The organism is Rhodopila sp. (assembly GCF_965277825.1).
Lineage (GTDB): Bacteria > Pseudomonadota > Alphaproteobacteria > Acetobacterales > Acetobacteraceae > Rhodopila.
In genome coordinates this window covers 2,022,639-2,044,922 of record NZ_OZ255846.1, presented here as the reverse complement: position 1 = coordinate 2,044,922, position 22,284 = coordinate 2,022,639, and the positions used below count along the sequence as shown (strand labels likewise).

The window sequence follows — 22,284 nt, the reverse complement described above, 5'->3', positions numbered from 1 at the left end:
CGATTACCGATTTCTGACGCTTGGGTGAAGGGGCGGTGGATAGCGGTGAGTGTCTTGCAGCATCACTCGCCCGGCGGCGGGGCCGATGCGACGGCGTCCGATGCTGGCACGCGTGCCGGGCGGCCGGTCAGATCATCGCCCGCGCTGGCTGGCATGAACCAGGCGATCGGCGAGGCGGCCAGGGTCATCAGGCCGACCACGACAAAGGCCGCGCTGAAATCCGAGTTTTCCGGGGTTTGGTGGTGCGAGAACGTCCGAGCGAGCTCCAGCGACAAGGCACCGACCGACACGCCGATGGTGGCTGCAAGCTGCTGGCCCGCGGTGTAGAGGCTGGTCGCGGCGCTCATTTGCGGGCGCGGCACGTCACCATAGGCCAGCGTATTATAGGCGGTGAACTGCAAGGAGCGGAGGAACCCGCCGGTCAGCAGCACCAGATAGATTGCCGCCGCCGGCCAGGTCGGACGGAACAGCGCGCACGCGATCAGCATGATGCCGGACATCACGCCGTTCCAGATCAGCGTGTCGCGGAAGCCGAATGCCCGCAGCACGTATTGCGCCGCCGGCTTCATCACCAACGCCCCGGCTGAGCTGGCGAAGGTGATCAGGCCGCTCTGCACCGCGGCATCGCCGAAGCCGACCTGCAGCATCATCGGCAACAGGAACGGGATGGCGCCGATACCGGTGCGGAACAGCATCATCGCGCTGAACGACAGCCCGAAGCAGGGCAGCTTCATCAGGGTGAAATCGAGCAGCGGTGCATCCATCCGCCTGGCATGCAGATAGTAGAGGAACGCCACCGCCAGTCCGGCGGCGATCATGCCCTGGGTGAGCGCCGGCGAGACCAGCCCTCGGCCGACGGTTTCCAGGCCGAACATTACGCAAATCAGCGCCACCCCGGTGAGGACCAGGCCGCGAAGGTCGAATTTTCCGCGCGGCGGTTCGCGGAAGTCCTGGATGAACAGGGTGACCGCGAGGATGCCGATCAGGCCGACCGGGATGTTGATGAAGAAGGTCCAGCGCCAATTGAAGTAGGTGACGATGAAGCCGCCCAACGGCGGCCCGACCACTGGCCCCAGCAGTGCGGGCATGGTCAGCCAGGCCATCGCGGCCACCAGCTCCGACTTCGCCGCGGTGCGCAGCAGCAGCAGCCGCCCGACCGGCACCATCATCGCGCCGCCGATGCCTTGCAGCACGCGCGCGGCCACCAGTTCCACCAGTCCGTTCGATACGCCGCACAGGATCGAGCCGATGGTGAACACGATGATGGCGCCGCGGAATACGGTGCGCGTGCCGAAGCGGTCGGCGACCCATCCGCTCGCCGGGATGAAGACCGTCAGGCTGAGCAGATAGGAGGTCAGTGCGACGTTCATCCGCACCGGGTCATAACCGAACGAACGTGCCATGGTCGGCAGCGCGGTGGCGATGATCGTCGAGTCGAGATTTTGCATGAACAGCGCGCAAGCGACGATCACCGCGGTCAGCCGGGTCTGGCTGGAGACTCGCGACGAACGCAGGGAGGGCGGCTGCGGCATGGCGACAGTGTCGCGCGGGACGCGCCGAGGGGAAAGTCCCACGGGCCGGCGCTACAGGCTTTCATGCCCAAGCGGCCGCGACCGGCAGGGACAGCCCCGGCTGTGCCGCTGATGCACCGCCGGGAGCGTTGACCATACAGCGGAAGGTCCCGTTCATCGGTTATTCATTATATCGTTGCAGATTGGCCAGGAATACTTTTTGGATGCCCGAGGCCCCTGCCATGGCACAGCCGACCGAGGACGTTAAAAACTGGATGAACATGTTTCGTTGGATCGTCAAACTAATCCGGGACGAATACGAAGTCGACGAAGCCAGCCTGACCCGGTGTTCGGTGCTGGAGACGGATTGTGGCCTGGCGATCGAACAGGTCGAGGTGGTGCTCGATACGATCAGTGAAAGCTTCGCGTTGCGGTTCCCGGCCGGCACTTTGGACGAGGTGGTGAAACTCGACGAGCTTTGCATGCTGGCGGCGTGGATGAAGGGGCTCTACAAGCGCCCCGAGTTCATCTCGGCCGGGTTCGAGCAACGCTGCAGAGCGGCAAACGCTGCCTGCGGGTGAGCCTGTTCTTACCAAAGCTTCACGACTGACTCTGCCGGATTGCCGTAGACATCGGTGATGCTGGGAAGGGACGCCGATGCGCGCCGCGGTGATCGGACTGGTGCTTGCTACGGTTCTGGTGACGGCCGGACACGCCGAGGATTCCCCCACCGTGGTGGAATTGTTCACCTCGCAAGGTTGCTCGTCGTGTCCTCCGGCCGACGCGTTCCTGACCGACCTTGCCCGCCAGCGGCGCGATGTCCTGGCGTTGGCCTTCCATGTGACCTATTGGGACACGACCGGGTGGAAGGACCCCTACTCGCTTGACGCGGCCACGTCCCGGCAGCGCGATTATGCCCGGGAAATCGGCGACGACGACGGCGTTTATACACCACAAATGGTGGTCGATGGCACGACCGGTTTCGTCGGGTCCAGCCGCGCGCAAGGGCTGAGCGTCATTGCCGGAGCGGCGCGAAACCACATTCTGCTTAGGCTGGTCCGGGATGGACAGAGCTTGCTGGTGAAGGTGGGGGCCGGGGTTGGCCAGGCCAAGGTTTTGCTGGTCGGTTTCGACCCGATGCACCAAACCCAGATCGGGCGCGGCGAGAACAGTGGCCGCACGTTGTTGGAGTCCAACATCGTGCGCTCGCTGACGCCGATCGGTGCCTGGTCGGGCGCATCGCTCGACCTGCACCCGCAAGCGCAACCGGGTCAGAGCTTCGCGGTTCTGCTGCAAGCCGATAACGGCCGGATCATCGGCGCCGCGCGCCTGCAATCCTGACCGCGGGGCTTATTCCTCGCTCTCTTCTTCCTTGGCCTGGACTGGTCCGCTGTCCTGGCCCTTGGCGGTGAGGTCGCGATCGACCAGTTCGATCACCGCCATGTCGGCTGCGTCGCCGTGGCGCATGCCAGCCCTGAGTACCCTGGTATAACCGCCGGCGCGGGTTTTGTAGCGATCGGCAAGCGTGCCAAACAGTTTGTTGACGATCACGTCGTCACGCAGTCTGGCGTGGGCGAGCCGCTTGTTGGCGAGGCCGCCCTTCTTGCCCAAGGTTATCAGCCGCTCCGCCACCGGCCGGAGTTCCTTTGCCTTCGGCAAGGTGGTGGTGATCTGCTCGTGCTTCAGCAGCGCATGAGCCATGTTGCGGAACATCGCCAGGCGATGGGTGGAAGTAACGCCGAGCTTCCGGCCGGCAACACCGTGACGCATTGATCAGTTTTCCCTAACTTCGGCTTCGACCAGTTCCCGGTCTGAAAACGGTCTGACTCCCTTGGCTGCGCGATGGGCGCTGCTCGAGGCTGCAGTTCGCGATGGCTGGCGAACCTCAGTCTCGCGCCACTAGTTCTTTATTTAAGTGGCCTGCTTATCTCCTGCGTCCGCTGCGTCGTGCGGCGAACTTCGGAGGCAGGACACTAGAATGGTTCTTCCAGGCGTTTCGCCAGGTCCTCGATGTTTTCCGGCGGCCAGCCGGCAACGCTCATGCCCAGGCCCAGGCCCATCGAGGTCAGCACTTCCTTGATCTCATTCAGCGACTTGCGGCCGAAGTTCGGCGTGCGCAGCATCTCCTGTTCGGATTTCTGCACCAGGTCGCCGATATAGACGATATTGTCGTTCTTCAGGCAGTTGGCGCTACGCACCGACAGTTCGAGTTCGTCGACCTTGCGCAGCAGGTTGCGATTGAACGGCAGGTCGTCTTGCGGCTCCTCCGCTCGGATCTGCTGGGGTTCATCGAAGTTGATGAACAGTTGCAACTGATCCTGCAGGATGCGCGCGGCCAGGGCGACAGAATCTTCCGGGGTCACCGCGCCGTTGGTTTCCACGGTCAGCAACAGCTTGTCGTAGTCGGTAACCTGGCCGACGCGGGTCGGCGCAACGCTGTAGGACACGCGCCGGACCGGGGAGTAGATGCTATCGACCGGAATCAGGCCGATCGGGGCATCCTCCGGGCGGTTGACGCTGGACGGCTGGTAGCCCTTGCCCAGATTGACGGTGAACTCCATGCCCAGCTTCACGCCATCATCCAGCGTGCAGATCACCAGTTCGGGGTTCATGATATCGATGTCGTGGCCGGACTGGATCTGGCCGGCGCGAACTTCTCCGGGGCCGGTGGCGGTCAGCGTCATGCGCTTCGGGCCCTCGCCGTGCATCCGCAACGCAAGCTGCTTGATGTTCAGCACGATGTCGGTGACGTCCTCCCGCACGCCGGCGACGCTGCTGAATTCATGCAGCACGCCGTCGATCTGCACCGCGGTGACCGCGGCGCCCTGCAGCGATGACAGCAGGATGCGGCGTATGGCGTTGCCCAGGGTCATGCCGAAGCCGCGCTCCAACGGTTCGGCGACCACGGTGGCGACGCGTGACGGATCGGCGCCTGGCTCGACTTCGAGTTTTTCCGGCTTGATCAGAGATTGCCAATTTCTCTGAATAACTGCGCTTTGCCTCATACTAACAACACCTTTCGAACCGCGTCGGGCGCGGTTGATGTCCCCTGGACAGTGTCAAAACGTCGGCTCGCTTGGTCCGTCCTGACCGGGCGGCGCCGCTTTGACGTCGTCCGAGCAGGGGGCGAACGTGGAACTCAGACCCGCCGGCGCTTGCGCGGGCGGCAGCCATTATGTGGGATCGGCGTCATGTCGCGGATGGTGGAGACCGCGAAACCGACCGCCTGAAGGGCGCGCAGGGCGCTCTCGCGTCCGGAACCCGGCCCGCTGACCTCGATCTCCAGCGTTTCCATGCCATGGTCGCGGGCTTTCTTGCCGGCATCCTCGGCGGCGACCTGGGCGGCATAAGGCGTGCTTTTGCGGCTGCCCTTGAAGCCCTGGCTACCGGCCGACGACCACGCAATCGCGTTGCCTTGGGCATCCGTGATGGTGATCACGGTATTGTTGAACGTGGCTGCTACATGGGCCACGCCAGCGATGATGTTTTTCCGCTCCTTGCGTCGAGGCCGAGCGGCCGAGGCGGGTTTCGCCATTATTCGTGATCCTGCTTCAACTGCCAACCGCGCCGGAAAGCGGCGCGGCATAGAATGCTTCGATCAGCCGGGGCCGCGAGGGACCCCCTCCGGTCGGACTATTTCGTGACTTTCTTTTTGCCGGCGATCGCCACCGCTTTGCCTTTACGGGTACGGGCGTTGGTGTGGGTGCGCTGGCCGCGAACCGGCAAGCCGCGGCGGTGGCGCAGACCGCGATAGCAGCCCAAATCCATCAGTCGCTTGATGTTCATCGCCACTTCACGCCGCAGATCGCCCTCAACGCGATACTCTCGGTCGATCAGTTCACGAATGCGCAGGACCTCGTCATCCGAAAGCTGGTTGACCCGGCGATCGTCCGGGATGCTAAGTTGCTGGCAGATCGCGGCGGCCTTGGTCGGACCGATGCCATAGATGTAGCGAAGGCCGATGGTCACTCGCTTGTTGGTTGGGATATTCACGCCGGCAATACGCGCCACGCTTAACTCTCCTGTCGCCGGTGAGACCACCGGGTCTGTTGCTGCCCCAAGAGGCTGGAATACGTACAAGCAACGCCTGACCCGATATGGGGTGGCGTCGGAGGGCGGGACTATAGGTTCCAGCGCGCAGGAGTCAACGGACGCTTATCAATTTTGCGTGATGGTAGCACGATCCTTAATGAAACGGCAAGGGCGCGCATCGCAAAGGGTAACGCATTCGCCGGACGTGGGATGACCGCGTTGGATATACGGTCTCCAGTCCGGGCCGCGTCGACAAGCTGCTTCGTGCGCGGGTGTAGATCAGCCCGCTTGGGCCAAGAGGGCGTCGATCTGGGCAGCGACCGAAGCGATATCGGCCATCCCATCGACACTGCGCAAAGCTCCGGTCGATGCGTAGTGCGGGATGATCGGCGCGGTCTGCTGGTGGTAGGCCTCCAGCCGAGCGGCCACGGTCTCGCGTTTGTCGTCGGCGCGGTGGACGAATTCGGTGGAACCGCAGACGTCACAGACCCCGGACTTGGCGGTCGGCTTGAAGCTGTCGTGGTATCCGGCGCCACATTTCGCGCAACTGAATCGCCCGGCGATACGCTCAGTCAACGTGGCATTGTCGACCTTCAGTTCGATGACGCCGTCGAGTTGCAGGCCCTTGTTGGCCAGCATTCGGTCGAGCGCTTCGGCCTGCGGCACCGTGCGCGGGAAACCGTCGAGGATAAAGCCGTTGGCCGCGTCGGGCTGGTCCAGGCGGACGCCAAGCATGCGGACCAGGATATCGTCGGAGACGAGTTGCCCTGCCTCCATGATCGCTTTGGCTTCGTTGCCGATCGGGGTGCCGGCGGCGACCTCGGCGCGCAGCATATCGCCCGTGGATATCTGTATGATTCCGTACTGTTGCTGCAGACGCTTCGCCTGGGTGCCTTTGCCCGCGCCAGGCGGGCCCAACAGGATGAGTTTCACCGACGTCCCTTACCCCGGGTCTTACGGATAAGACCTTCATATTGATGCGCGAGCAGATGCGACTGGATCTGCGTCACTGTATCCATCGTAACAGACACCACAATCAGAATCGAGGTCCCACCGAAATAAAATGGCAGCCCGTAATCGGTGATCAGGATTTGCGGCAGCAGGCAGATCAGCACCAGGTAGATGCCGCCGACCGTGGTCAGCCGGGTCAGGATGCGGTCGAAGTAGTCCGCCGTTGCGCTGCCGGGTCGGATGCCCGGGATGAAGCCGCCGTATTTCTTCAGGTTGTCCGCGGTTTCCTCGGGGTTGAACACCACGGCGGTGTAGAAATACGAAAAGAAGATGATCATGAACGCGTAGAGGCCGAGATAGAGCGGCTGGCCCTGGCCGAGCTGGGCGGCGATGGTCTGTAGCCAGGGCGGCCCGTTGGTGGCGAAGCCCGCGATGGTGGCCGGAATCAGCAGGATCGAACTGGCGAAGATTGGCGGGATGACGCCTGAGGTGTTGATCTTCAGGGGGATATGGGTCGAATCGCCGCCGAACATGCGGTTGCCGACCTGTCGCTTTGGGTATTGGACCGCGATGCGACGCTGGGCTCGTTCGACGAACACGATGATCGCGATCGTGGCCACGGCGATCACCAGGAAGATCAGGATGAACAACGGCGACAGCGCACCGGTGCGGCCCATTTCCAGCATCGAGGCGAACGCGTTCGGCAGGTTGGCGACGATGCCGGCCATGATGATCAAGCTGGTGCCGTTGCCGATGCCGCGGGCGGTGATCTGCTCACCCACCCACATCAGAAACATGGTGCCCCCGACCAGGGTGATGACGCAGGAAAAGCGGAAGAACCAGCCCGGATCGATCACCGCCGCGCCGATGCTGCCGTGCATCGATTCCAGGCCGACGGCGATGCCGTAGGATTGGAACAGCGCGATCAGCACGGTCAGGTAGCGGGTGTACTGGTTGAGTTTCTTGCGCCCGGATTCGCCTTCCTTTTTCAGCGTCTCCAAGGTCGGGATGGCGCTTGACATCAACTGGATGATGATGCTGGCGCTGATGTAGGGCATGATGTTCAGTGCGAACACGGTCATCCGCCGCAGCGCGCCGCCGGTGAACATGTCGAACATGCCGAGGATGCCGCCGCCATGCTGGGACAGCATCTCGCCCATCACCGTGGCATCCACGCCGGGCACCGGGATGTAGGTGCCCAGACGGTAGACGATCAGCGCGCCCAGGGTGAACCAGATGCGCTGCTTCAGCTCGGTCGCCTTGGAGAAGACGCCGAGGTTGAGATTGGCTGCAAGCTGTTCGGCAGCGGACGCCATGGGGTTTGCCTTTAAGGTCGTAGCCTATCGTCTATCTGGCCGGACTTGGGCGCAAGCCGGAAGCCGGTCAAGCAAAAAGCCACGCGGGAGGCGAAGCCGACCGCGTGGCTTTTTCGTCACCACTTCATCAAGCCTAAGACGCGTCTGTCGGAGCCGCCTTCGGAGCAACGGTGGTGGTCACGGACCCGCCCGCCTGCTCCACCGCCGCTTTCGCCGTTGCCGAGGCACCGGCGACGGTGATGGTGATCGCGCGGGTAATCTTGCCGTCGGCCAGCAGCCGGATACCGTCGCGACCATCCGACGCCAGCCCGGCCTTGATCAGCATCGCCTCGGTAATCGGCTGGGCGGCGTCGATCTTGCCGGCGTCGATCGCGGCGTCCAGCGCGCCCAGGTTGACCGGCGCGTACTCCTTGCGGAAATGATTGTGGAAGCCGCGCTTGGGCAAGCGGCGGTAAATCGGCAACTGACCGCCCTCGAAGCCGTTCAGCGCCACGCCCTCGCGCGCCTTCTGGCCCTTGACGCCCTTGCCCGAGGTCTTGCCCTTGCCCGATCCGATGCCGCGGCCGAGCCGCTTGGATTTCAGCCGTGCGCCGGGATTGTCGCGCAATTCATTCAGGTTCATGTCAGGACAACTCCTCCACCTTGATCAGGTGGGCGACCTTGCGGATCATGCCGCGCGCCGAAGGGGTGTCCTCCAGCGTGCGGGTCGCGCGGATCTTTTTCAGGCCGAGGCCGACCAGGGTTTCCTTCTGGCCGGGCTTGCGGCCCAGGGCAGACGCGATCTGGGTAACGCGGACCTTAGGCATTGGCCGGAGCCTCCGGTGCCGGCGGCGCGCCGATGACCGCGTTGGGCACCTCGCGGCGGCCGAACAGTTCGGGCACCTTCTTGCCGCGACGGGTGGCGACGGATCGCGGGCTGGCGCATTTCTGCAACGCCGCGAACGCTGCCTTCACCATGTTATGAGGGTTGCGGCTGCCCAGGCTCTTGGCGACCACGTCACCGATGCCCAGGGTCTCGAACACCGCGCGCAACGGGCCGCCGGCGATGATGCCGGTGCCGGCGGTCGCCGAGCGCAGCACCACGTTTCCGGCGCCGAAATGACCTTCGACGTCGTGGTGCAGCGTGCGGCCTTCCTTCATCGGCACCCGGATCATGCCGCGCTTGGCGCGTTCGGTTGCCTTGCGGATCGCCTCGGGCACTTCGCGGGCCTTGCCTGCGCCGTAGCCGACGCGGCCCTTCTGGTCGCCGACGACCACCAGCGCGGCGAAGGCGAAGCGGCGTCCGCCCTTTACCACCTTGGCGACACGGTTGATCGTTACCAGCTTGTCGATGATGCCGTCATCGGGTTCGCGGTCGCCGCTGCGATCCCGGCGGCCGCCGCCTTCTCTCGCTTCACGTGCCATAAGCTCTATTCCCTCAGGCCACCCGTTTCCGGGGGGCGATCATTCAAAAGTCCAGTCCGCCCTCACGGGCGGCATCGGCCAGGGTCTTGACCCGGCCGTGATACAAATAGGCGCCGCGATCGAACACCACCTGCTTGATGCCCGCCGCCAGTGCCCGTTCGGCGACCAGCTTGCCGACCGCAGCCGCGGCCGCCTTGTCGGCCCCGGTCTTCAGCGCCGCCTTCAGGTCCGCATCCAGCGTCGAGGCCGAGGCCAGCGTGCGGCCCTGCGCATCGTCGATGACCTGAGCATACATATTCTTGCCGGAGCGGAACACCGACAGCCGAAGCCGCCCGTGCGACTTCCGCCTGATCTGATAGCGCAGCCGGCCCTTGCGCCGATCGGCGAGATCCTGCTTGCCGCTCATTTCTTCTTGCCTTCCTTGCGCCGGATAGTTTCGTCCGTGTAACGCGCGCCCTTGCCCTTGTACGGTTCCGGCGGCCGGAACGCGCGGATCTCGGACGCGACCTGGCCGACCAGACGCTTATCCACGCCTTCGACCTTGATCGAGGTCGGACGCTCGCAGGTGATCTTGATGCCTTCCGGCACCGGGTAGATCACCGGGTGGGAAAAGCCGAGGTTGATCTCCAGGTTCTTGCCCTGGACCGAGGCGCGGTAGCCGGTGCCGGTGATCTCCAGCGATTTGACATAGCCGGCGGAGACGCCTTTCACCATGGCGGCGATGATCGCGCGCGTGGTGCCCCACATCATGCGGTTGCGGGTCTCGTTGCGGCGCGGCTGCACCACCACCCGGCTGGTCTCGACGGTGACGTCGACCAGATCCGACAGCGGCAATATCTGCTCGCCGAGCCGGCCCTTCGCGGTCAGCACGCCGGCGGCGACGGCGATCTGCACACCGGCGGGGATTTCCACCGGATACTTTCCGACGCGTGACATACGCGCTTTCCCCTTAGAACACGCGGCAGAGGACTTCGCCGCCGACATTGGCAGCGCGGGCCTCGGCATCGCTCATGACGCCCTGCGGCGTGGACAGGATGGAAATACCGAGGCCGGCATAGACCCGCGGCAGTTCCTTGATCTTCGCATACACCCGACGGCCCGGCTTGGAGACGCGATTGATCTCCTTGATGACCGGTTCGCCCTCGTTGTATTTCAGTTCGATGCGCAGTTGCGCGACGCCGGGGCGAAGCTGCTCCGCGGCGTAACCACGGATGAAGCCCTCACGCTTCAGCACACCCAGCACGTTCTCCCGCAGCTTCGACGCCGGCGCCAGACAGACCGAATGGCGCGCGCGCTGCGCATTGCGAATGCGGGTCAACATATCCCCGACGGGATCGGACATCGACATAGGGCCGTTCCCTTACCAGCTTGCCTTGACCATGCCCGGGATCTGCCCGGCACTGGCCAGGTCGCGGAGCGCGATGCGGCAAAGCTTGAACTTGCGATAATTGCCGCGTGAGCGGCCGGTCAGCTCGCAACGCAGCCGAACCCGAACCGCGGCGCCGTTGCGCGGCATCTGCGCCAGTTTCAGCGACGCGTTGAAGCGGTCCTCGACCGGCAGCGTGCGGTCCATCAGCACGTCCTTCAGGGCTCGGCGCTTGGATTTGTCGCGCTTGGCCATCTGTTCACGCATCTTGTTGCGGTTGACCTGGGAAGTTTTGGCCATCCTGTTTCGATCCTCCGGAACCCGCAGTCCCCGGGGACTGTCCCAGGGGATCTGTAGTTTTCCTAAAACTCAATTGGCGAAAGGAATGTCGAAAGCCTTCAGCAGGGCCTTCGCCTCGGCATCAGTCGTTGCGGTTGTCACGAACTGGATGTCCATGCCGCGAACATCGTCCACCCGGTCGTAGTTGATCTCCGGGAAGATGATCTGCTCCTTCAGGCCCATGGCGAAGTTGCCGCGGCCATCGAACCCCTTGCCGGCGATGCCGCGGAAATCACGCACCCGAGGCATGGCGATGGTGACCAGACGGTCGAGGAATTCATACATCCGCGCCTTGCGCAGCGTGACCTTGCAGCCGATCGGCAGTCCCTTGCGGATCTTGAAGCCGGCAATCGCCTTCTTGGCCACCGTCTTCACCGGGCGCTGGCCAGCGATCACCGACAGTTCGGCGACCGCGGCGTCTAACTTCTTCTGGTCGGCGGTTGCTTCGCCGACACCCATGTTGATGACGATCTTTTCCAGCCGGGGGATCTGCATCTCGTTCTTGTAGGCGAATTCGGCACGCAGTTTTGCGCGGGTTTCTTCGCGGTAGCGCCGCTGCATCCGAGGTATTTCGGCGGCCGCGGCCGACGGGTTATCGACGCCGGCGATCTCGACCCTGCGCGCGGCGCGCTGGGCTTCCTTGCCGGCCGGCGGGCCGCCCGCGCCGCGCGATCCGGCAGCCTTGGCCTTGGGCGCGCCGCCCTTCGGTGGTTTTTTCGTTCCGCTCATGGCATCAGCCTTCGATCACTTCGCCGGTCGCCTTGGCGACACGGACCTTGCGTCCACCGTCGAGCACACGGAAGCCGACCTTGGTCGGCTTTTCGCTCTTGGGGTCGACCAGCTTCAGGTTGGACAGATGGATCGTCGCTTCCTTGTCGACCAGGCCGCCTGGCTGGCCCATGCCGGTCGGCTTGGTGTGATGGCGCGCCATCGCCGCGCCCTGAACGATCGCCCGTTCAGCCTGCGGGAATATCCGCAGCACTTCGCCGCGTCTTCCCTTGCTCTTGCCGGTCGTGACCAGGACAAGATCGCCCTTGCGGATGCGCGCGGCCATCAGTTTGCCCCCGATGGGTGGGTCATCATCGCATCTCCGATGCGTGGGGTTGTCATAATACCTCCGGCGCGAGCGAGATGATCTTCATGAATTTGCGCCCGCGGAGCTCGCGCACGACCGGCCCAAAAATGCGCGTGCCGATCGGCTCCTGCTGCTTGTTGATCAGGACGGCGGCGTTGCGGTCGAAGCGGATGGCGCTGCCGTCGGTGCGCCGCACCGGGAAGCTGGTGCGCACGATCACCGCCTGATGCACGTCGCCCTTCTTCACCTTGCCGCGTGGAATCGCCTCTTTCACCGACACCACGATGACATCGCCGACCGAGGCGAACTTCCGCTTCGATCCGCCCAGCACCTTGATGCACTGCACGCGCCGTGCGCCGGAGTTGTCGGCGACTTCAAGATTGGTCTCGACGTGGATCATCCTGCGTCTCCGTTACAGCGTCGGCGCGGGTGCCGGGGGCGCCGGCTGTGCCTCGGCGGCGGCGATGGCTTCGTCGGGCGCGCTTCCGATCAGTCGGCCGTTACGCTCGACCAGGGTCCAGGTCTTGCGCTTGCTGATCGGCGCGCATTCGACGATGCGCACCATGTCGCCGGTCTTGCACAGGTTGGTCTCGTCGTGCGCGGCATATTTTTTCGACTTGCGAATGAACTTCTTGTACAGCGGATGCATCACGCGGCGATCGACGAGAACCGTAATGGTCTTGTCCATCTTGTCGCTGGTCACCCGTCCGGTCAGGACGCGCCTTGGCATCGCCCGGCTCCTTACGACTTGGCGGCGGAACGAGTCTTTTCCGCCTGAATGGTTTTCACCCGAGCGATCTCGCGGCGAACTTCTCGCACCCGGCCGGTGCCTTCCTGCTGGCCGGTGGCGCGCTGGAAGCGCAGGTTGAACTGCTCCTTGCGCAGATCCAGCAGCAGGCCCGATAGCTCATCCGGCGTCTTGGCCCGCACGTCGCCGGCCTTGTAGAGCGCGTTCTTGGCCATCAGGCGTCTCCGATCCGGGCGATGAACTTCGTCCGTATCGGCAACTTCGCCGCACCCAGCAGCAGGGCCTCGCGCGCGAGGTCGGGGGTCACGCCGTCGATCTCGAACATGACGCGGCCAGGAGCGACACGTGCCACCCAAAATTCCGGCGAGCCCTTGCCGGAGCCCATGCGCACTTCCGCCGGCTTGGTGGACACCGGGACATCGGGAAAGATCCTGATCCATACGCGCCCGGCGCGCTTCATCGCGCGGGTGATGGCGCGCCGCGCGGATTCGATCTGCCGCGCGGTGATCCGCTCCGGCTCCAGCGCCTTGAGGCCGAATGAGCCGAAATTCAGCGTCGTGCCGCCCTTCGACAGGCCGTGAATGCGGCCCTTGTGCTGCTTGCGGTATTTGGTTCGTTTCGGAGACAGCATCGCGTTATTCCATTTACCGTTGCGGCGCCTGTTCGGCCGCCTTGCGGTCCTGCGCCATCGGGTCGTGGGCGAGGATCTCGCCCTTGAACACCCAAACCTTGACACCGCAGGTGCCGTACGTGGTCTTCGCCGTGGCGGTGCCGTAATCGATGTCGGCGCGCAGGGTGTGCAACGGCACGCGGCCCTCGCGATACCACTCCACACGGGCGATCTCGGCGCCGCCGAGGCGGCCACCGCAGTTGATCCGGATGCCTTGCGCGCCCAGACGCATGGCCGATTGCACCGCCCGCTTCATCGCCCGGCGAAACGCCACCCGACGCTCCAGTTGCTGAGCGATGTTTTCCGCCACCAGGGTGGCATCGATTTCGGGCTTGCGGATTTCGACGATGTTGAGCGACACGTCGGCCTTGGCCATCCGGCTGAGGTCCTTCTTCAGGACCTCGATGTCCTGGCCCTTCTTGCCGATCACCACGCCCGGGCGCGCGGCATAGATCGTAACCCGCGGTTTCTTCGCCGGACGCTCGATCACCACGCGGGATACGCCGGCGCCGCGCAACTTGGTGCGCAGGTGGGTGCGCAGCTTGAAATCCTCGTGCAGCAGCTTGGAGTAGTCGAGGCCGGCGAACCAGCGGCTGTCCCAGGTGCGGTTGATGCCGAGGCGCAGTCCGACCGGATTGACTTTGTGACCCATGTTAAGCGGCCCCCTCATCCTGCGCCCGTTCGGCGACGACGATCTTCAGATGGCTGAACCATTTTTCCACACGCGCCGCTCGGCCGCGGCCACGGGCGTGGAACCGGCGCATGACGATCGAGCGCCCGACCTCGGCGCGTGCCACCACCAGGCGGTCGACGTCGAGCGAATGGTTGTTTTCGGCGTTGGAAATCGCGCTCTCCAGAGCCTTCCTGACCTGGCCGGCAATGCGCCGCTTGCTGAAGGTCAGCGTGGCGACGGCACGTTGCGCCGGCAGGTTGCGGATCATCGCGGCGACCAGGTTCAGCTTGCGTGGGCTGATCCGCAGGTTGCTGACGATCGCCTGCGCCTCGTGATCCGGCAGGCTGCGTTCGTGCTTCGGCTTGCCCATGTCAGCCGCGCCTCGCTTTCTTGTCGGCGGCGTGGCCGCTGAACGTGCGGGTCGGCGAGAACTCGCCGAACTTGTGGCCGACCATGTTCTCGTTCACCTGCACCGGCAGGAACTTGTGCCCGTTGTAGACCCCGAAGGTCAGGCCGACGAACTGCGGCAGGATGGTCGACCGGCGCGACCAGATCTTGATGATTTCGTTGCGCGACGACGCCTTCGCGGCATCGGCCTTGGCCAGCAGGTAGCCGTCGACAAACGGACCTTTCCATACGGAACGCGCCATCTTATTTGCCCTTGTTGCGGCGGCGGATGATCAGGCTGTCCGTCCGCTTGTTGCCGCGCGTCTTGTAGCCCTTGGCCGGCTGGCCCCAGGGCGAGACCGGGTGACGACCGCCGGAACTGCGGCCTTCGCCGCCACCCAGCGGATGATCGACCGGGTTCATCACCACGCCGCGATTGTGCGGCTTGAAGCCCAGCCAACGGGATCGACCGGCCTTGCCTAGCTTCTGGTTCATGTTGTCCGGATTGGACACCGCGCCGATCGAGGCGATGCACTCGGACCGCACCACGCGGAGTTCGCCCGACATCAGCTTGATCTGCGCATAGCCGGCATCCTTGCCGACCAGTTGCGCGAAGGTGCCGGCCGAACGCGCGATCTTGCCGCCGGCACCGACCTTCATTTCGATATTGTGAATGATCGTGCCGACCGGGACCGCCGCCAGCGGCATCGCGTTGCCCGGCTTGATATCGCAGCGCGCGCCGGCGATAACCTGGTCACCCACCCGCAGCCGCTGCGGCGCCAGGATGTAGGCCAGCTCGCCGTCCTGGTACTTGATCAGCGCGATGAAGGCGGTGCGGTTCGGATCGTATTCCAGCCGCTCCACGGTGGCGGGGACGTCGAACTTGCGGCGCTTGAAGTCCACCACGCGGTAGGACTGCTTGTGGCCGCCGCCACGGAACCGGCTGGTGATCCGGCCGTGATTGTTGCGGCCGCCATGGCTGTGCTGACCCTCGGTCAAACCCTTGACGGGCTTGCCCTTCCACAGTTCGGAGCGATTGATCAGCACGGTACCGCGCAGGCTGGCGGTGACCGGATTGAATTGCCTAAGTGCCATCTGTGTTTCTTGCCCTCTGGCCGCCTAGGCCAGGCCGGTGGTGAAATCGATCGATTGGCCGGGAGCCAATGTCACGATGGCTTTCTTGACGTCCGAACGGACACCGGGACGGCCCTTGAAACGCTTGGTCTTGCCCTTCTGGATCAAGGTGTTCACCGAAAGAACGTTAACACTGAACAGGGTCTCGATGGCTGCGGCGATCTCGGGTTTGCTGGCGTCGATGGAGACCTTGAAGCCGACCTGGTTGTTCTCCGACAGCAGGGTCATCTTCTCGGTGATCAGCGGGCCGCGGATGATCTGATACATCGCCTCACGCGACAGCTTCTTCTTCGGCGCTACGGTCATGCGGCCTCTCCCGTAGTGGCGGCCTCGGGGGCGGCCCCTGGGGCGGCCACGGCACGATTGATCCGCGCCTTCAGGCCCTCGAGTCCCGCGGTGGTGATCGCCAGCACATCGTGGTTCAGGATGTCGTAGACGTTGGCGCCCACTGTGGGCAGCACATCCAGTCGATGGATGTTGCGGCTGGCGCGGAGGAAGTCCTGGTCCACCGCGGCGTCGATGATCAGCGCCGATTTCCAGCCCAGGGCCTTGATCTTCTTGGCCAGTTCAGCGGTCTTTGGCACGCTGGTCGCGGCGTCCAGCACCACCAGCTTGTTCTCGGCCAGCTTCTGCGACAGCGCCGAGATCAGCCCGAGCCGGCGGACCTTCTTGTTCAGGCTGTATTCGTGCGAGCGCACGACCGGGCCATGCACGACGCCACCGGTGCGGAACTGCGGCGAGCGCAAGCTGCCCTGACGCGCGTTGCCGGTGCCCTTCTGCTTGTATGGTTTCTTGGTGGTGCCGGAGACTTCCGCCATGCCCTTGACCTTGTGGTTGCCGGAGCGGCGTTTCGACAACTGCCAATGAACCACACGCGCCATGATATCCTTGCGCGGAGCGATCTTGAAAATCTCATCCGGCAGCTCGGTGCTGCCGGCGGACGCGCTCTCAAGCGTGATGATGTCGATCTGCATCTGCCGTTCCTCAGTCCGCTGACGCCGCGTGCTCGGACGCTTCGACCAGCGCGGCCGGGAAGGCCGCATCCGCCGGACGCCGTCGCTTGATCGCATCGCGCACCAGCACGTAGCCATCCTTGCTGCCCGGCACCGCGCCCTTGATCATCAGCAGGCCGCGTTCGGCATCGACCGCGGCGACTTCCAGATTGAGCGTGGTGATGCGCTCGACGCCGAGATGGCCGGCCATTTTCTTGTTCTTGAAGGTCTTGCCGGGATCCTGGCGGTTGCCCGTCGAACCCAGCGAGCGATGGCTGACCGAGACGCCGTGAGAGGCCTCGAGGCCGGAGAAATTCCACCGCTTCATGCCGCCGGCGAAACCCTTGCCCTTGGAGGTGCCGCAGACATCGACCTTCTGGCCGGCGGTGAAATGCGCCGCGGACAACGTCGCGCCCACCTCCAGCAGTGCGTCGGCGGCAACCCGGAACTCCACCAGCTTCTGCTTCGGTTCCACCTTGGCGCGGGCAAAGTGGCCGCGGTTCGGCTGGGTGACGTTCTTCACCTTGGCCTTGCCCCAACCCAGTTGGACGGCGCTGTAGCCATCCTTTGCCTCGGTGCGCGTGGCAACTACCTGCAACTGATCCAGGTGCAGAACGGTGACCGGCACATGGCTTCCATCGTCCTTGAAGATCCGGGTCATTCCAAGCTTCTTGGCCAGCAGTCCGGTGCGCAGTGGCTGAGGGGGCGATGGGTTGGGCATGGCGTTAGATCTTGATCTCGACGTCGACGCCGGCGGCGAGGTCGAGCTTCATCAGCGCGTCAACCGTCTGCGGCGTTGGTTCAACGATGTCCAAGAGCCGCCGATGCGTTCGGATCTCGAATTGCTCACGGCTTTTCTTGTCGACATGGGGTGAGCGGTTGACCGTGAAGCGCTCGATATGGGTCGGCAGCGGGATCGGTCCGCGAACCCGGGCACCCGTGCGCTTGGCCGTGTTCACGATCTCCTTCGTGCTGTTGTCCAGCACGCGGTGATCGTAGGCCTTCAGGCGGATGCGGATATTCTGATTGTCCATGGTTCGCTCTTCTAAGTTGCCGCCGAAACGAGCAACGGCGCCCGGCCGGGGGGAATTCCCTTACGGCCGGGCGCCGGCGTTGTTTCGTTATCAGGCCTGGATGCTGGCAACCACCCCGGCGCCGACGGTGCGGCCACCCTCGCGGATCGCGAAACGAAGGCCGTCATCCATCGCGATCGGTGCAATCAGCTCGACGTCCATCGACACGTTATCGCCCGGCATCACCATCTCGGTGCCCTCGGGCAAGGTCACCACGCCGGTGACGTCGGTGGTGCGGAAATAGAACTGCGGGCGGTAGTTGGTGAAGAACGGGGTGTGGCGGCCGCCTTCCTCCTTGGTCAGGATATAGGCCTCGGCCTTGAACTTGGTGTGCGGCGTGATCGACCCGGGCTTCGCCAGCACCTGGCCACGTTCCACGTCCTCACGCTTGGTGCCGCGCAACAGCGCGCCGATGTTGTCGCCGGCCTGACCTTGATCCAGCAGCTTGCGGAACATCTCGACGCCGGTGACCACCGTCTTGACGGTGTTCTTGATTCCGACGATCTCGACTTCCTCGCCCACCTTGACGATGCCGCGCTCGACACGGCCGGTCACCACGGTGCCGCGACCGGAGATCGAGAACACATCCTCGATCGGCATCAGGAACGGACGCGCGATCGCCCGCTCCGGCTGCGGAATGTATTCGTCGACCGCGGCCATCAGCTTCAGGATCGCCTCATGACCCAGCTCGGGCTGCTTGCCGTCCAGCGCCATCAGCGCGGAACCATGGATGATCGGGATGTCATCGCCGGGGAACTGGTAGGACGATAGAAGTTCGCGCACCTCCATCTCGACCAGTTCCAACAGTTCGGGATCGTCGACCATGTCGCACTTGTTGAGGAACACCACCAGCGCCGGCACGCCGACCTGACGCGCCAGCAGGATGTGCTCGCGGGTCTGCGGCATCGGGCCGTCGGCGGCGGAGACCACCAGGATCGCGCCGTCCATCTGCGCCGCGCCGGTGATCATGTTCTTCACATAGTCGGCGTGGCCCGGGCAATCGACGTGGGCGTAATGGCGGTTCTTCGTTTCGTATTCGACGTGAGCGGTCGAGATCGTGATGCCGCGCGCCTTCTCTTCCGGCGCCTTGTCGATCTGGTCGTACGCCGTGTAGGTGGCGCCGCCGGTTTCCGCCAGCACCTTGGTGATCGCGGCCGTCAGCGACGTCTTGCCATGATCGACATGGCCGATCGTGCCAATGTTGCAGTGCGGCTTGTTCCGCTCGAATTTCGCCTTACCCATCGTAATCTCCGTGGATCCGGAACGGGACCTTTTGAGTTGCTCTCGTAGCTACCAACGGTAGTGGGAGAAGGCCTTGTTGGCCTCCGCCATCCGGTGGGTGTCTTCGCGCTTCTTCACCGCCGAACCGCGATTGTTCACCGCGTCCAGCAATTCGTTGGACAAGCGGTCCTGCATGGTATGCTCGCCGCGCTTGCGGGCGGCATCGATGATCCAGCGGATCGCCAGTGCCTGGCGTCGTTCGGTGCGGACTTCGACCGGCACCTGATAGGTGGCGCCCCCAACGCGGCGGGACCGCACTTCAACCGCTGGCTTCACGTTGTCCAGCGCCTCGTGGAACATCCGCACCGGGTCGGCCGCGCTGCCGCCGCGACGTTTCAGCACGTCGAGGGCGTTGTAAACGATGCCCTCGGCGGCCGATTTCTTGCCGTCGTACATCAGCGCATTCATGAACCGGCTGATGACGACGTCGCCAAACTTGGCGTCCGGCAGGATTTCCCGCTTATCGGCGCGGTGACGACGAGACATGCGATCGCCCCCTACTTCGGCCGCTTCGCGCCGTACAGCGAGCGACGCTGACGGCGCTTGGCGATGCCTTGGGTGTCGAGCACGCCGCGCAGGATGTGGTAGCGCACGCCCGGCAAGTCCTTCACGCGTCCACCGCGGATCAGCACCACCGAGTGTTCCTGCAGATTGTGGCCTTCGCCGGGAATGTAGCTCACCACTTCATAGCCGTTGGTCAGCCGAACCTTTGCCACCTTGCGCAGCGCCGAGTTCGGCTTCTTCGGCGTCGTGGTATAGACGCGCGTGCACACACCGCGTTTTTGCGGACAGCCTTGCAGCGCCGGAACCGAATTCCGGTGCTTCGGGCGCTCCCGCCCGTGGGCGATAAGCTGGTTGATGGTCGGCATGGAGCTCTTTCTCTTTCCGTTCGTGCTTCACCGCGGGCGTGTCGCAGTCGCCGCTTAACAGGCAAACGCCGCCGGGATAGGGTCAAACCCATCCAGCGGGGGGACGAATGCAGACGGCCTAAGCCCAACCGAGAGAGTGGGGCGGCGCCGCGTGCGTCGTGTGCCTGCGAACCGACGACCGTCCCACAAAATAGCCCCTGGGTTGGCCGAGGGCGTGATCTGTAGAAGCGGCGCCAAGCCGAGTCAAGGGTTGAAGGCACGCTTGATGCACGCTTAATGACCGGTTCATACGTCGCGACCATCCGCTGCATCCGGCAAAACATCCAGACGCACCAATCAACTGGCCAAACCCCGACGACACGCTCCGCCGATTGCGCTATCGCTGCGGCGACGCCGGGTTTCGGCTTTCGGAGACACACCTGCCATGTGCGGCATTGCTGGCCTGATCCTATCTCCCGGTGCCGCGCCGCCGGATCCCAGTGTGCTTTCTGCGCTGATCGGCGCCTTGCACCATCGCGGCCCGGACGGCAGTGGACACGCCATGATGGGCCGCGTTGCGTTGTTGCACAACCGTCTCGCGATCATCGATCTGGTGACCGGCGACCAACCGTTCTTCACCGGTCCCGCCACCCTGGTCGCCAACGGCGAGATCTATAATTATCGCGAACTGCGCGAATCCTTGCCCGGCGTGAACTTCGCCACCAACAGCGACTGCGAGCCGCCGCTGCATCTTTGGCTGCGTGACGGCGCCGAGTACGCCAAGCATCTGCGCGGTATGTACGGCATCGCCATTCATGAGCGCGCGCGGCGCACCGTCACCCTGTCGCGCGATCCGTTCGGGATCAAGCCGTTGTATATCGCCGCGATCGACAGCGGCCTGGCATTCGCCTCGGAACCGCAGGCGCTGCTCGAGGCCGGGCTGGTAAAACGGGCGCTGCGGCCGGCCGCTGTGGAGGAGCTGCTGCAGCTTCAGTTCACCACCGGGGCCGACACCATTTTCGAGGGCATCCAACGCGTGCTGCCCGGCGAAACCATCACCTGCTCGGATGGCCACATCCTGGAGCGGCGGCAGATCAATCCGGTGCCGGCGGCGCCCCCCGAGGACATCGACGAAGACACCGCGATGCGCCGCCTGGACGACGCGCTGATGGAAAGCGTCGATCTGCATCAGCGCAGCGACGTGCCATACGGGATGTTCCTCTCCGGCGGCATCGACAGCGCCACCCTGATCACCCTGATGGCTCGGCTCAACGAACAGCCGGTGCTGGCGTTCACCGCCGGTTTCGACGCCCCCGGTGCCGCCGATGAACGCGACCAGGCCGCCGCTATCGCGCGCGCCGTCGGTGCCCGCCACGAAGCGATCGAGGTCACCGAGAAAATGGTCTGGCAGCACCTGCCGGAAATCGTCGCCGCGATGGATGACCCGACGATGGACTATGCGATCATTCCGTCATGGTTCCTGGCCCGGCGCGCTCGGCAGGACGTCAAGGTGGTGCTGACCGGCGAGGGTGGCGACGAGATCTTCGGCGGCTACAAGCGCTATCGTCAGGCGACGCTGCCCTGGTGGCGCGGCGGACGCAGCATGTGGGCCGACGGCAGCTTCGACAAGGTCCCCGTGTTGCGCACCCGGCCGACATCCTGGCGCGATGGCATGGCGGCGGCGGAAATCCGTGCCGCCGAGGGCGGACGGTCCGCGCTGGGCGCGGCGCAGGCCTTGGACATGACCGACTGGCTGCCGCACGACCTGCTGCTGAAGCTGGATCGCTGCATGATGGCGCATGCCGTCGAGGGCCGCACACCGTTCCTCGATCCCGGCGTCATGGATGCGGCGTTCCGGCTGCCGGATGCGATGAAGCTGCGGCGCGGCATGGGCAAATGGATCCTGCGCAAGTGGCTGGAGAAGAACCAGCCCGCCGCGCAGCCGTTTGCGCCGAAATCCGGCTTCACCGTGCCGGTCGGTGCCTGGATCAAGGCGCAGGGCACCCGGCTGGGTCCGCTGGTCGCCGCCCAGCCGGGGGTCGCCGAGATCGCCCATCCCGACAAGGTCGAAGCGCTGTTCCGCGATATCCGCCGCTGGCGTCACGGTTTTGCCTGCTGGAAGCTGCTGTTCTATGCGTTGTGGCACCGTCGGCACATTCTCGCTTTGCCGCCTTCGGGCGACGTCTGGGAGACACTTGCCGTCCGCTGAGCCGGCCTTGGGGCAGCCCCAGACCGCTTGACTTCGGTCGGCACTCCGATCATGAGGGGCGCCATGCGACCGGGGCTCACCGGGCGCTTCAGACCTGGGATGGGGCTGTAGCTCAGTTGGGAGAGCGCCTCGTTCGCAATGAGGAGGTCAGGGGTTCGATTCCCCTCAGCTCCACCACTCCCGGGACAAACCTTGGATGACTGTCTCAGCCGTCGCGATATTATCCGCTCATCCGCCTTAGCCCCGGCGCAGCCATGTCTCGCCAGCCCGGCCAG

Annotated in this window: 34 protein-coding genes and 1 tRNA gene; 4 read left to right on the top strand and 31 right to left on the bottom strand. The window is 64.4% G+C overall.

What is annotated here, in order from left to right; all coding sequences use genetic code 11:
• Positions 1-62 precede the first annotated feature (62 nt).
• Positions 63-1,532 carry a DHA2 family efflux MFS transporter permease subunit gene (locus ACQY4T_RS10315; protein WP_428541117.1) on the bottom strand — a complete coding sequence of 490 codons (1,470 nt, stop codon included), beginning with the start codon at positions 1,530-1,532 and terminating at the stop codon, positions 63-65.
• Between the two features lie 203 nt (positions 1,533-1,735).
• On the opposite strand from ACQY4T_RS10315, the gene ACQY4T_RS10310 reads away from it, so the two are divergent.
• Together ACQY4T_RS10310 and ACQY4T_RS10305 are read left to right on the top strand one after the other, a co-directional pair.
• Positions 1,736-2,092, top strand: coding sequence for a hypothetical protein (locus ACQY4T_RS10310; protein ID WP_428541114.1), 357 nt, complete (start codon positions 1,736-1,738; stop codon positions 2,090-2,092).
• Between the two features lie 76 nt (positions 2,093-2,168).
• The gene (locus ACQY4T_RS10305) at positions 2,169-2,852 is read left to right on the top strand and encodes a DUF1223 domain-containing protein (RefSeq protein ID WP_428541111.1); all 684 of its coding nucleotides are present in this window, start codon (positions 2,169-2,171) and stop codon (positions 2,850-2,852) included.
• 9 nt (positions 2,853-2,861) lie between these two features.
• Here the strand turns inward: ACQY4T_RS10305 and rplQ are convergent, their stop codons facing one another.
• The 30 genes from rplQ to rpsL form a co-directional block, all read right to left on the bottom strand.
• Positions 2,862-3,281, bottom strand: a complete 420-nt coding sequence (gene rplQ / locus ACQY4T_RS10300) for a 50S ribosomal protein L17 (protein WP_428541108.1) — start codon at positions 3,279-3,281, stop codon at positions 2,862-2,864.
• A gap of 203 nt (positions 3,282-3,484) precedes the next feature.
• Entirely contained in the window at positions 3,485-4,516 is a 1,032-nt protein-coding gene (locus tag ACQY4T_RS10295; protein ID WP_428488875.1) for a DNA-directed RNA polymerase subunit alpha, read from the bottom strand.
• 134 nt (positions 4,517-4,650) lie between these two features.
• On the bottom strand, positions 4,651-5,046 hold the full coding sequence (rpsK, locus tag ACQY4T_RS10290; RefSeq protein WP_428488874.1) for a 30S ribosomal protein S11: 396 nt from the start codon (positions 5,044-5,046) through the stop codon (positions 4,651-4,653).
• Between the two features lie 98 nt (positions 5,047-5,144).
• Complete coding sequence (gene rpsM, locus ACQY4T_RS10285; protein ID WP_428488873.1) at positions 5,145-5,522, bottom strand: 30S ribosomal protein S13; 378 nt, start codon at positions 5,520-5,522, stop codon at positions 5,145-5,147.
• Between the two features lie 300 nt (positions 5,523-5,822).
• Positions 5,823-6,476 (bottom strand): adenylate kinase, encoded by a 654-nt coding sequence (locus tag ACQY4T_RS10280; RefSeq protein ID WP_428541103.1) that lies wholly within the window; start codon positions 6,474-6,476, stop codon positions 5,823-5,825.
• Positions 6,473-7,810: a preprotein translocase subunit SecY gene (secY, locus tag ACQY4T_RS10275; RefSeq protein ID WP_428541100.1), complete on the bottom strand. Its 1,338-nt coding sequence runs from the start codon at positions 7,808-7,810 to the stop codon at positions 6,473-6,475. The genes ACQY4T_RS10280 and secY overlap by 4 nt, the downstream gene beginning before the upstream one ends.
• Positions 7,811-7,943: 133 nt before the next feature.
• Positions 7,944-8,432, bottom strand: coding sequence for a 50S ribosomal protein L15 (rplO, locus tag ACQY4T_RS10270; RefSeq protein ID WP_428541097.1), 489 nt, complete (start codon positions 8,430-8,432; stop codon positions 7,944-7,946).
• Between the two features lies 1 nt (position 8,433).
• Entirely contained in the window at positions 8,434-8,616 is a 183-nt protein-coding gene (gene rpmD, locus ACQY4T_RS10265) for a 50S ribosomal protein L30 (RefSeq protein WP_428541094.1), read from the bottom strand.
• A complete protein-coding gene (gene rpsE / locus ACQY4T_RS10260) occupies positions 8,609-9,214 on the bottom strand; it encodes a 30S ribosomal protein S5 (RefSeq protein WP_428541091.1) in 606 nt (201 codons plus the stop codon). Before rpsE ends, rpmD begins: the two co-directional genes overlap by 8 nt.
• A gap of 43 nt (positions 9,215-9,257) precedes the next feature.
• Entirely contained in the window at positions 9,258-9,620 is a 363-nt protein-coding gene (gene rplR, locus ACQY4T_RS10255) for a 50S ribosomal protein L18 (protein WP_428541088.1), read from the bottom strand.
• The gene (gene rplF / locus ACQY4T_RS10250; protein ID WP_428541085.1) at positions 9,617-10,150 is read right to left on the bottom strand and encodes a 50S ribosomal protein L6; all 534 of its coding nucleotides are present in this window, start codon (positions 10,148-10,150) and stop codon (positions 9,617-9,619) included. The genes rplR and rplF overlap by 4 nt, the downstream gene beginning before the upstream one ends.
• Before the next feature lie 13 nt (positions 10,151-10,163).
• Entirely contained in the window at positions 10,164-10,562 is a 399-nt protein-coding gene (rpsH, locus tag ACQY4T_RS10245; RefSeq protein ID WP_428541082.1) for a 30S ribosomal protein S8, read from the bottom strand.
• A 12-nt stretch (positions 10,563-10,574) separates the two neighbouring features.
• The gene (gene rpsN / locus ACQY4T_RS10240) at positions 10,575-10,880 is read right to left on the bottom strand and encodes a 30S ribosomal protein S14 (protein WP_428488865.1); all 306 of its coding nucleotides are present in this window, start codon (positions 10,878-10,880) and stop codon (positions 10,575-10,577) included.
• Positions 10,881-10,949: 69 nt separating this feature from the next.
• On the bottom strand, positions 10,950-11,480 hold the full coding sequence (gene rplE / locus ACQY4T_RS10235; protein WP_428542801.1) for a 50S ribosomal protein L5: 531 nt from the start codon (positions 11,478-11,480) through the stop codon (positions 10,950-10,952).
• 172 nt (positions 11,481-11,652) lie between these two features.
• Complete coding sequence (gene rplX / locus ACQY4T_RS10230; RefSeq protein WP_428541078.1) at positions 11,653-11,973, bottom strand: 50S ribosomal protein L24; 321 nt, start codon at positions 11,971-11,973, stop codon at positions 11,653-11,655.
• Positions 11,974-12,025: 52 nt separating this feature from the next.
• Positions 12,026-12,394 (bottom strand): 50S ribosomal protein L14, encoded by a 369-nt coding sequence (gene rplN / locus ACQY4T_RS10225; RefSeq protein ID WP_428541075.1) that lies wholly within the window; start codon positions 12,392-12,394, stop codon positions 12,026-12,028.
• Between the two features lie 12 nt (positions 12,395-12,406).
• Positions 12,407-12,724: a 30S ribosomal protein S17 gene (gene rpsQ, locus ACQY4T_RS10220; RefSeq protein ID WP_428541072.1), complete on the bottom strand. Its 318-nt coding sequence runs from the start codon at positions 12,722-12,724 to the stop codon at positions 12,407-12,409.
• An 11-nt stretch (positions 12,725-12,735) separates the two neighbouring features.
• A complete protein-coding gene (gene rpmC / locus ACQY4T_RS10215; RefSeq protein WP_428541069.1) occupies positions 12,736-12,957 on the bottom strand; it encodes a 50S ribosomal protein L29 in 222 nt (73 codons plus the stop codon).
• Entirely contained in the window at positions 12,957-13,373 is a 417-nt protein-coding gene (gene rplP / locus ACQY4T_RS10210; RefSeq protein WP_428541066.1) for a 50S ribosomal protein L16, read from the bottom strand. The genes rpmC and rplP overlap by 1 nt, the downstream gene beginning before the upstream one ends.
• 13 nt (positions 13,374-13,386) lie before the next feature.
• Positions 13,387-14,064: a 30S ribosomal protein S3 gene (gene rpsC, locus ACQY4T_RS10205; protein ID WP_428541063.1), complete on the bottom strand. Its 678-nt coding sequence runs from the start codon at positions 14,062-14,064 to the stop codon at positions 13,387-13,389.
• 1 nt (position 14,065) lies between these two features.
• On the bottom strand, positions 14,066-14,455 hold the full coding sequence (rplV, locus tag ACQY4T_RS10200) for a 50S ribosomal protein L22 (RefSeq protein WP_428541060.1): 390 nt from the start codon (positions 14,453-14,455) through the stop codon (positions 14,066-14,068).
• 1 nt (position 14,456) lies between these two features.
• Complete coding sequence (gene rpsS / locus ACQY4T_RS10195; RefSeq protein WP_428488857.1) at positions 14,457-14,735, bottom strand: 30S ribosomal protein S19; 279 nt, start codon at positions 14,733-14,735, stop codon at positions 14,457-14,459.
• Position 14,736: 1 nt separating this feature from the next.
• Positions 14,737-15,567, bottom strand: a complete 831-nt coding sequence (gene rplB / locus ACQY4T_RS10190) for a 50S ribosomal protein L2 (protein WP_428541056.1) — start codon at positions 15,565-15,567, stop codon at positions 14,737-14,739.
• 24 nt (positions 15,568-15,591) lie between these two features.
• Positions 15,592-15,888 carry a 50S ribosomal protein L23 gene (locus tag ACQY4T_RS10185; RefSeq protein ID WP_428542798.1) on the bottom strand — a complete coding sequence of 99 codons (297 nt, stop codon included), beginning with the start codon at positions 15,886-15,888 and terminating at the stop codon, positions 15,592-15,594.
• Positions 15,889-15,908: 20 nt separating this feature from the next.
• A complete protein-coding gene (gene rplD / locus ACQY4T_RS10180) occupies positions 15,909-16,580 on the bottom strand; it encodes a 50S ribosomal protein L4 (RefSeq protein WP_428541053.1) in 672 nt (223 codons plus the stop codon).
• A gap of 10 nt (positions 16,581-16,590) precedes the next feature.
• Positions 16,591-17,292 carry a 50S ribosomal protein L3 gene (gene rplC / locus ACQY4T_RS10175; RefSeq protein WP_428542795.1) on the bottom strand — a complete coding sequence of 234 codons (702 nt, stop codon included), beginning with the start codon at positions 17,290-17,292 and terminating at the stop codon, positions 16,591-16,593.
• A 31-nt stretch (positions 17,293-17,323) separates the two neighbouring features.
• Positions 17,324-17,632: a 30S ribosomal protein S10 gene (gene rpsJ, locus ACQY4T_RS10170; RefSeq protein ID WP_048860021.1), complete on the bottom strand. Its 309-nt coding sequence runs from the start codon at positions 17,630-17,632 to the stop codon at positions 17,324-17,326.
• Positions 17,633-17,722: 90 nt separating this feature from the next.
• Entirely contained in the window at positions 17,723-18,913 is a 1,191-nt protein-coding gene (gene tuf / locus ACQY4T_RS10165) for an elongation factor Tu (RefSeq protein WP_428541050.1), read from the bottom strand.
• 48 nt (positions 18,914-18,961) lie between these two features.
• Positions 18,962-19,438 carry a 30S ribosomal protein S7 gene (gene rpsG, locus ACQY4T_RS10160; protein ID WP_428488853.1) on the bottom strand — a complete coding sequence of 159 codons (477 nt, stop codon included), beginning with the start codon at positions 19,436-19,438 and terminating at the stop codon, positions 18,962-18,964.
• An 11-nt stretch (positions 19,439-19,449) separates the two neighbouring features.
• Positions 19,450-19,821 carry a 30S ribosomal protein S12 gene (gene rpsL / locus ACQY4T_RS10155; RefSeq protein WP_428488852.1) on the bottom strand — a complete coding sequence of 124 codons (372 nt, stop codon included), beginning with the start codon at positions 19,819-19,821 and terminating at the stop codon, positions 19,450-19,452.
• A gap of 424 nt (positions 19,822-20,245) precedes the next feature.
• Between rpsL and asnB the strand changes: the two genes are divergently transcribed.
• Positions 20,246-22,009 carry an asparagine synthase (glutamine-hydrolyzing) gene (gene asnB / locus ACQY4T_RS10150; RefSeq protein ID WP_428541045.1) on the top strand — a complete coding sequence of 588 codons (1,764 nt, stop codon included), beginning with the start codon at positions 20,246-20,248 and terminating at the stop codon, positions 22,007-22,009.
• A 101-nt stretch (positions 22,010-22,110) separates the two neighbouring features.
• A tRNA-Ala gene (locus ACQY4T_RS10145) sits at positions 22,111-22,186 on the top strand.
• Positions 22,187-22,284 lie beyond the last annotated feature (98 nt).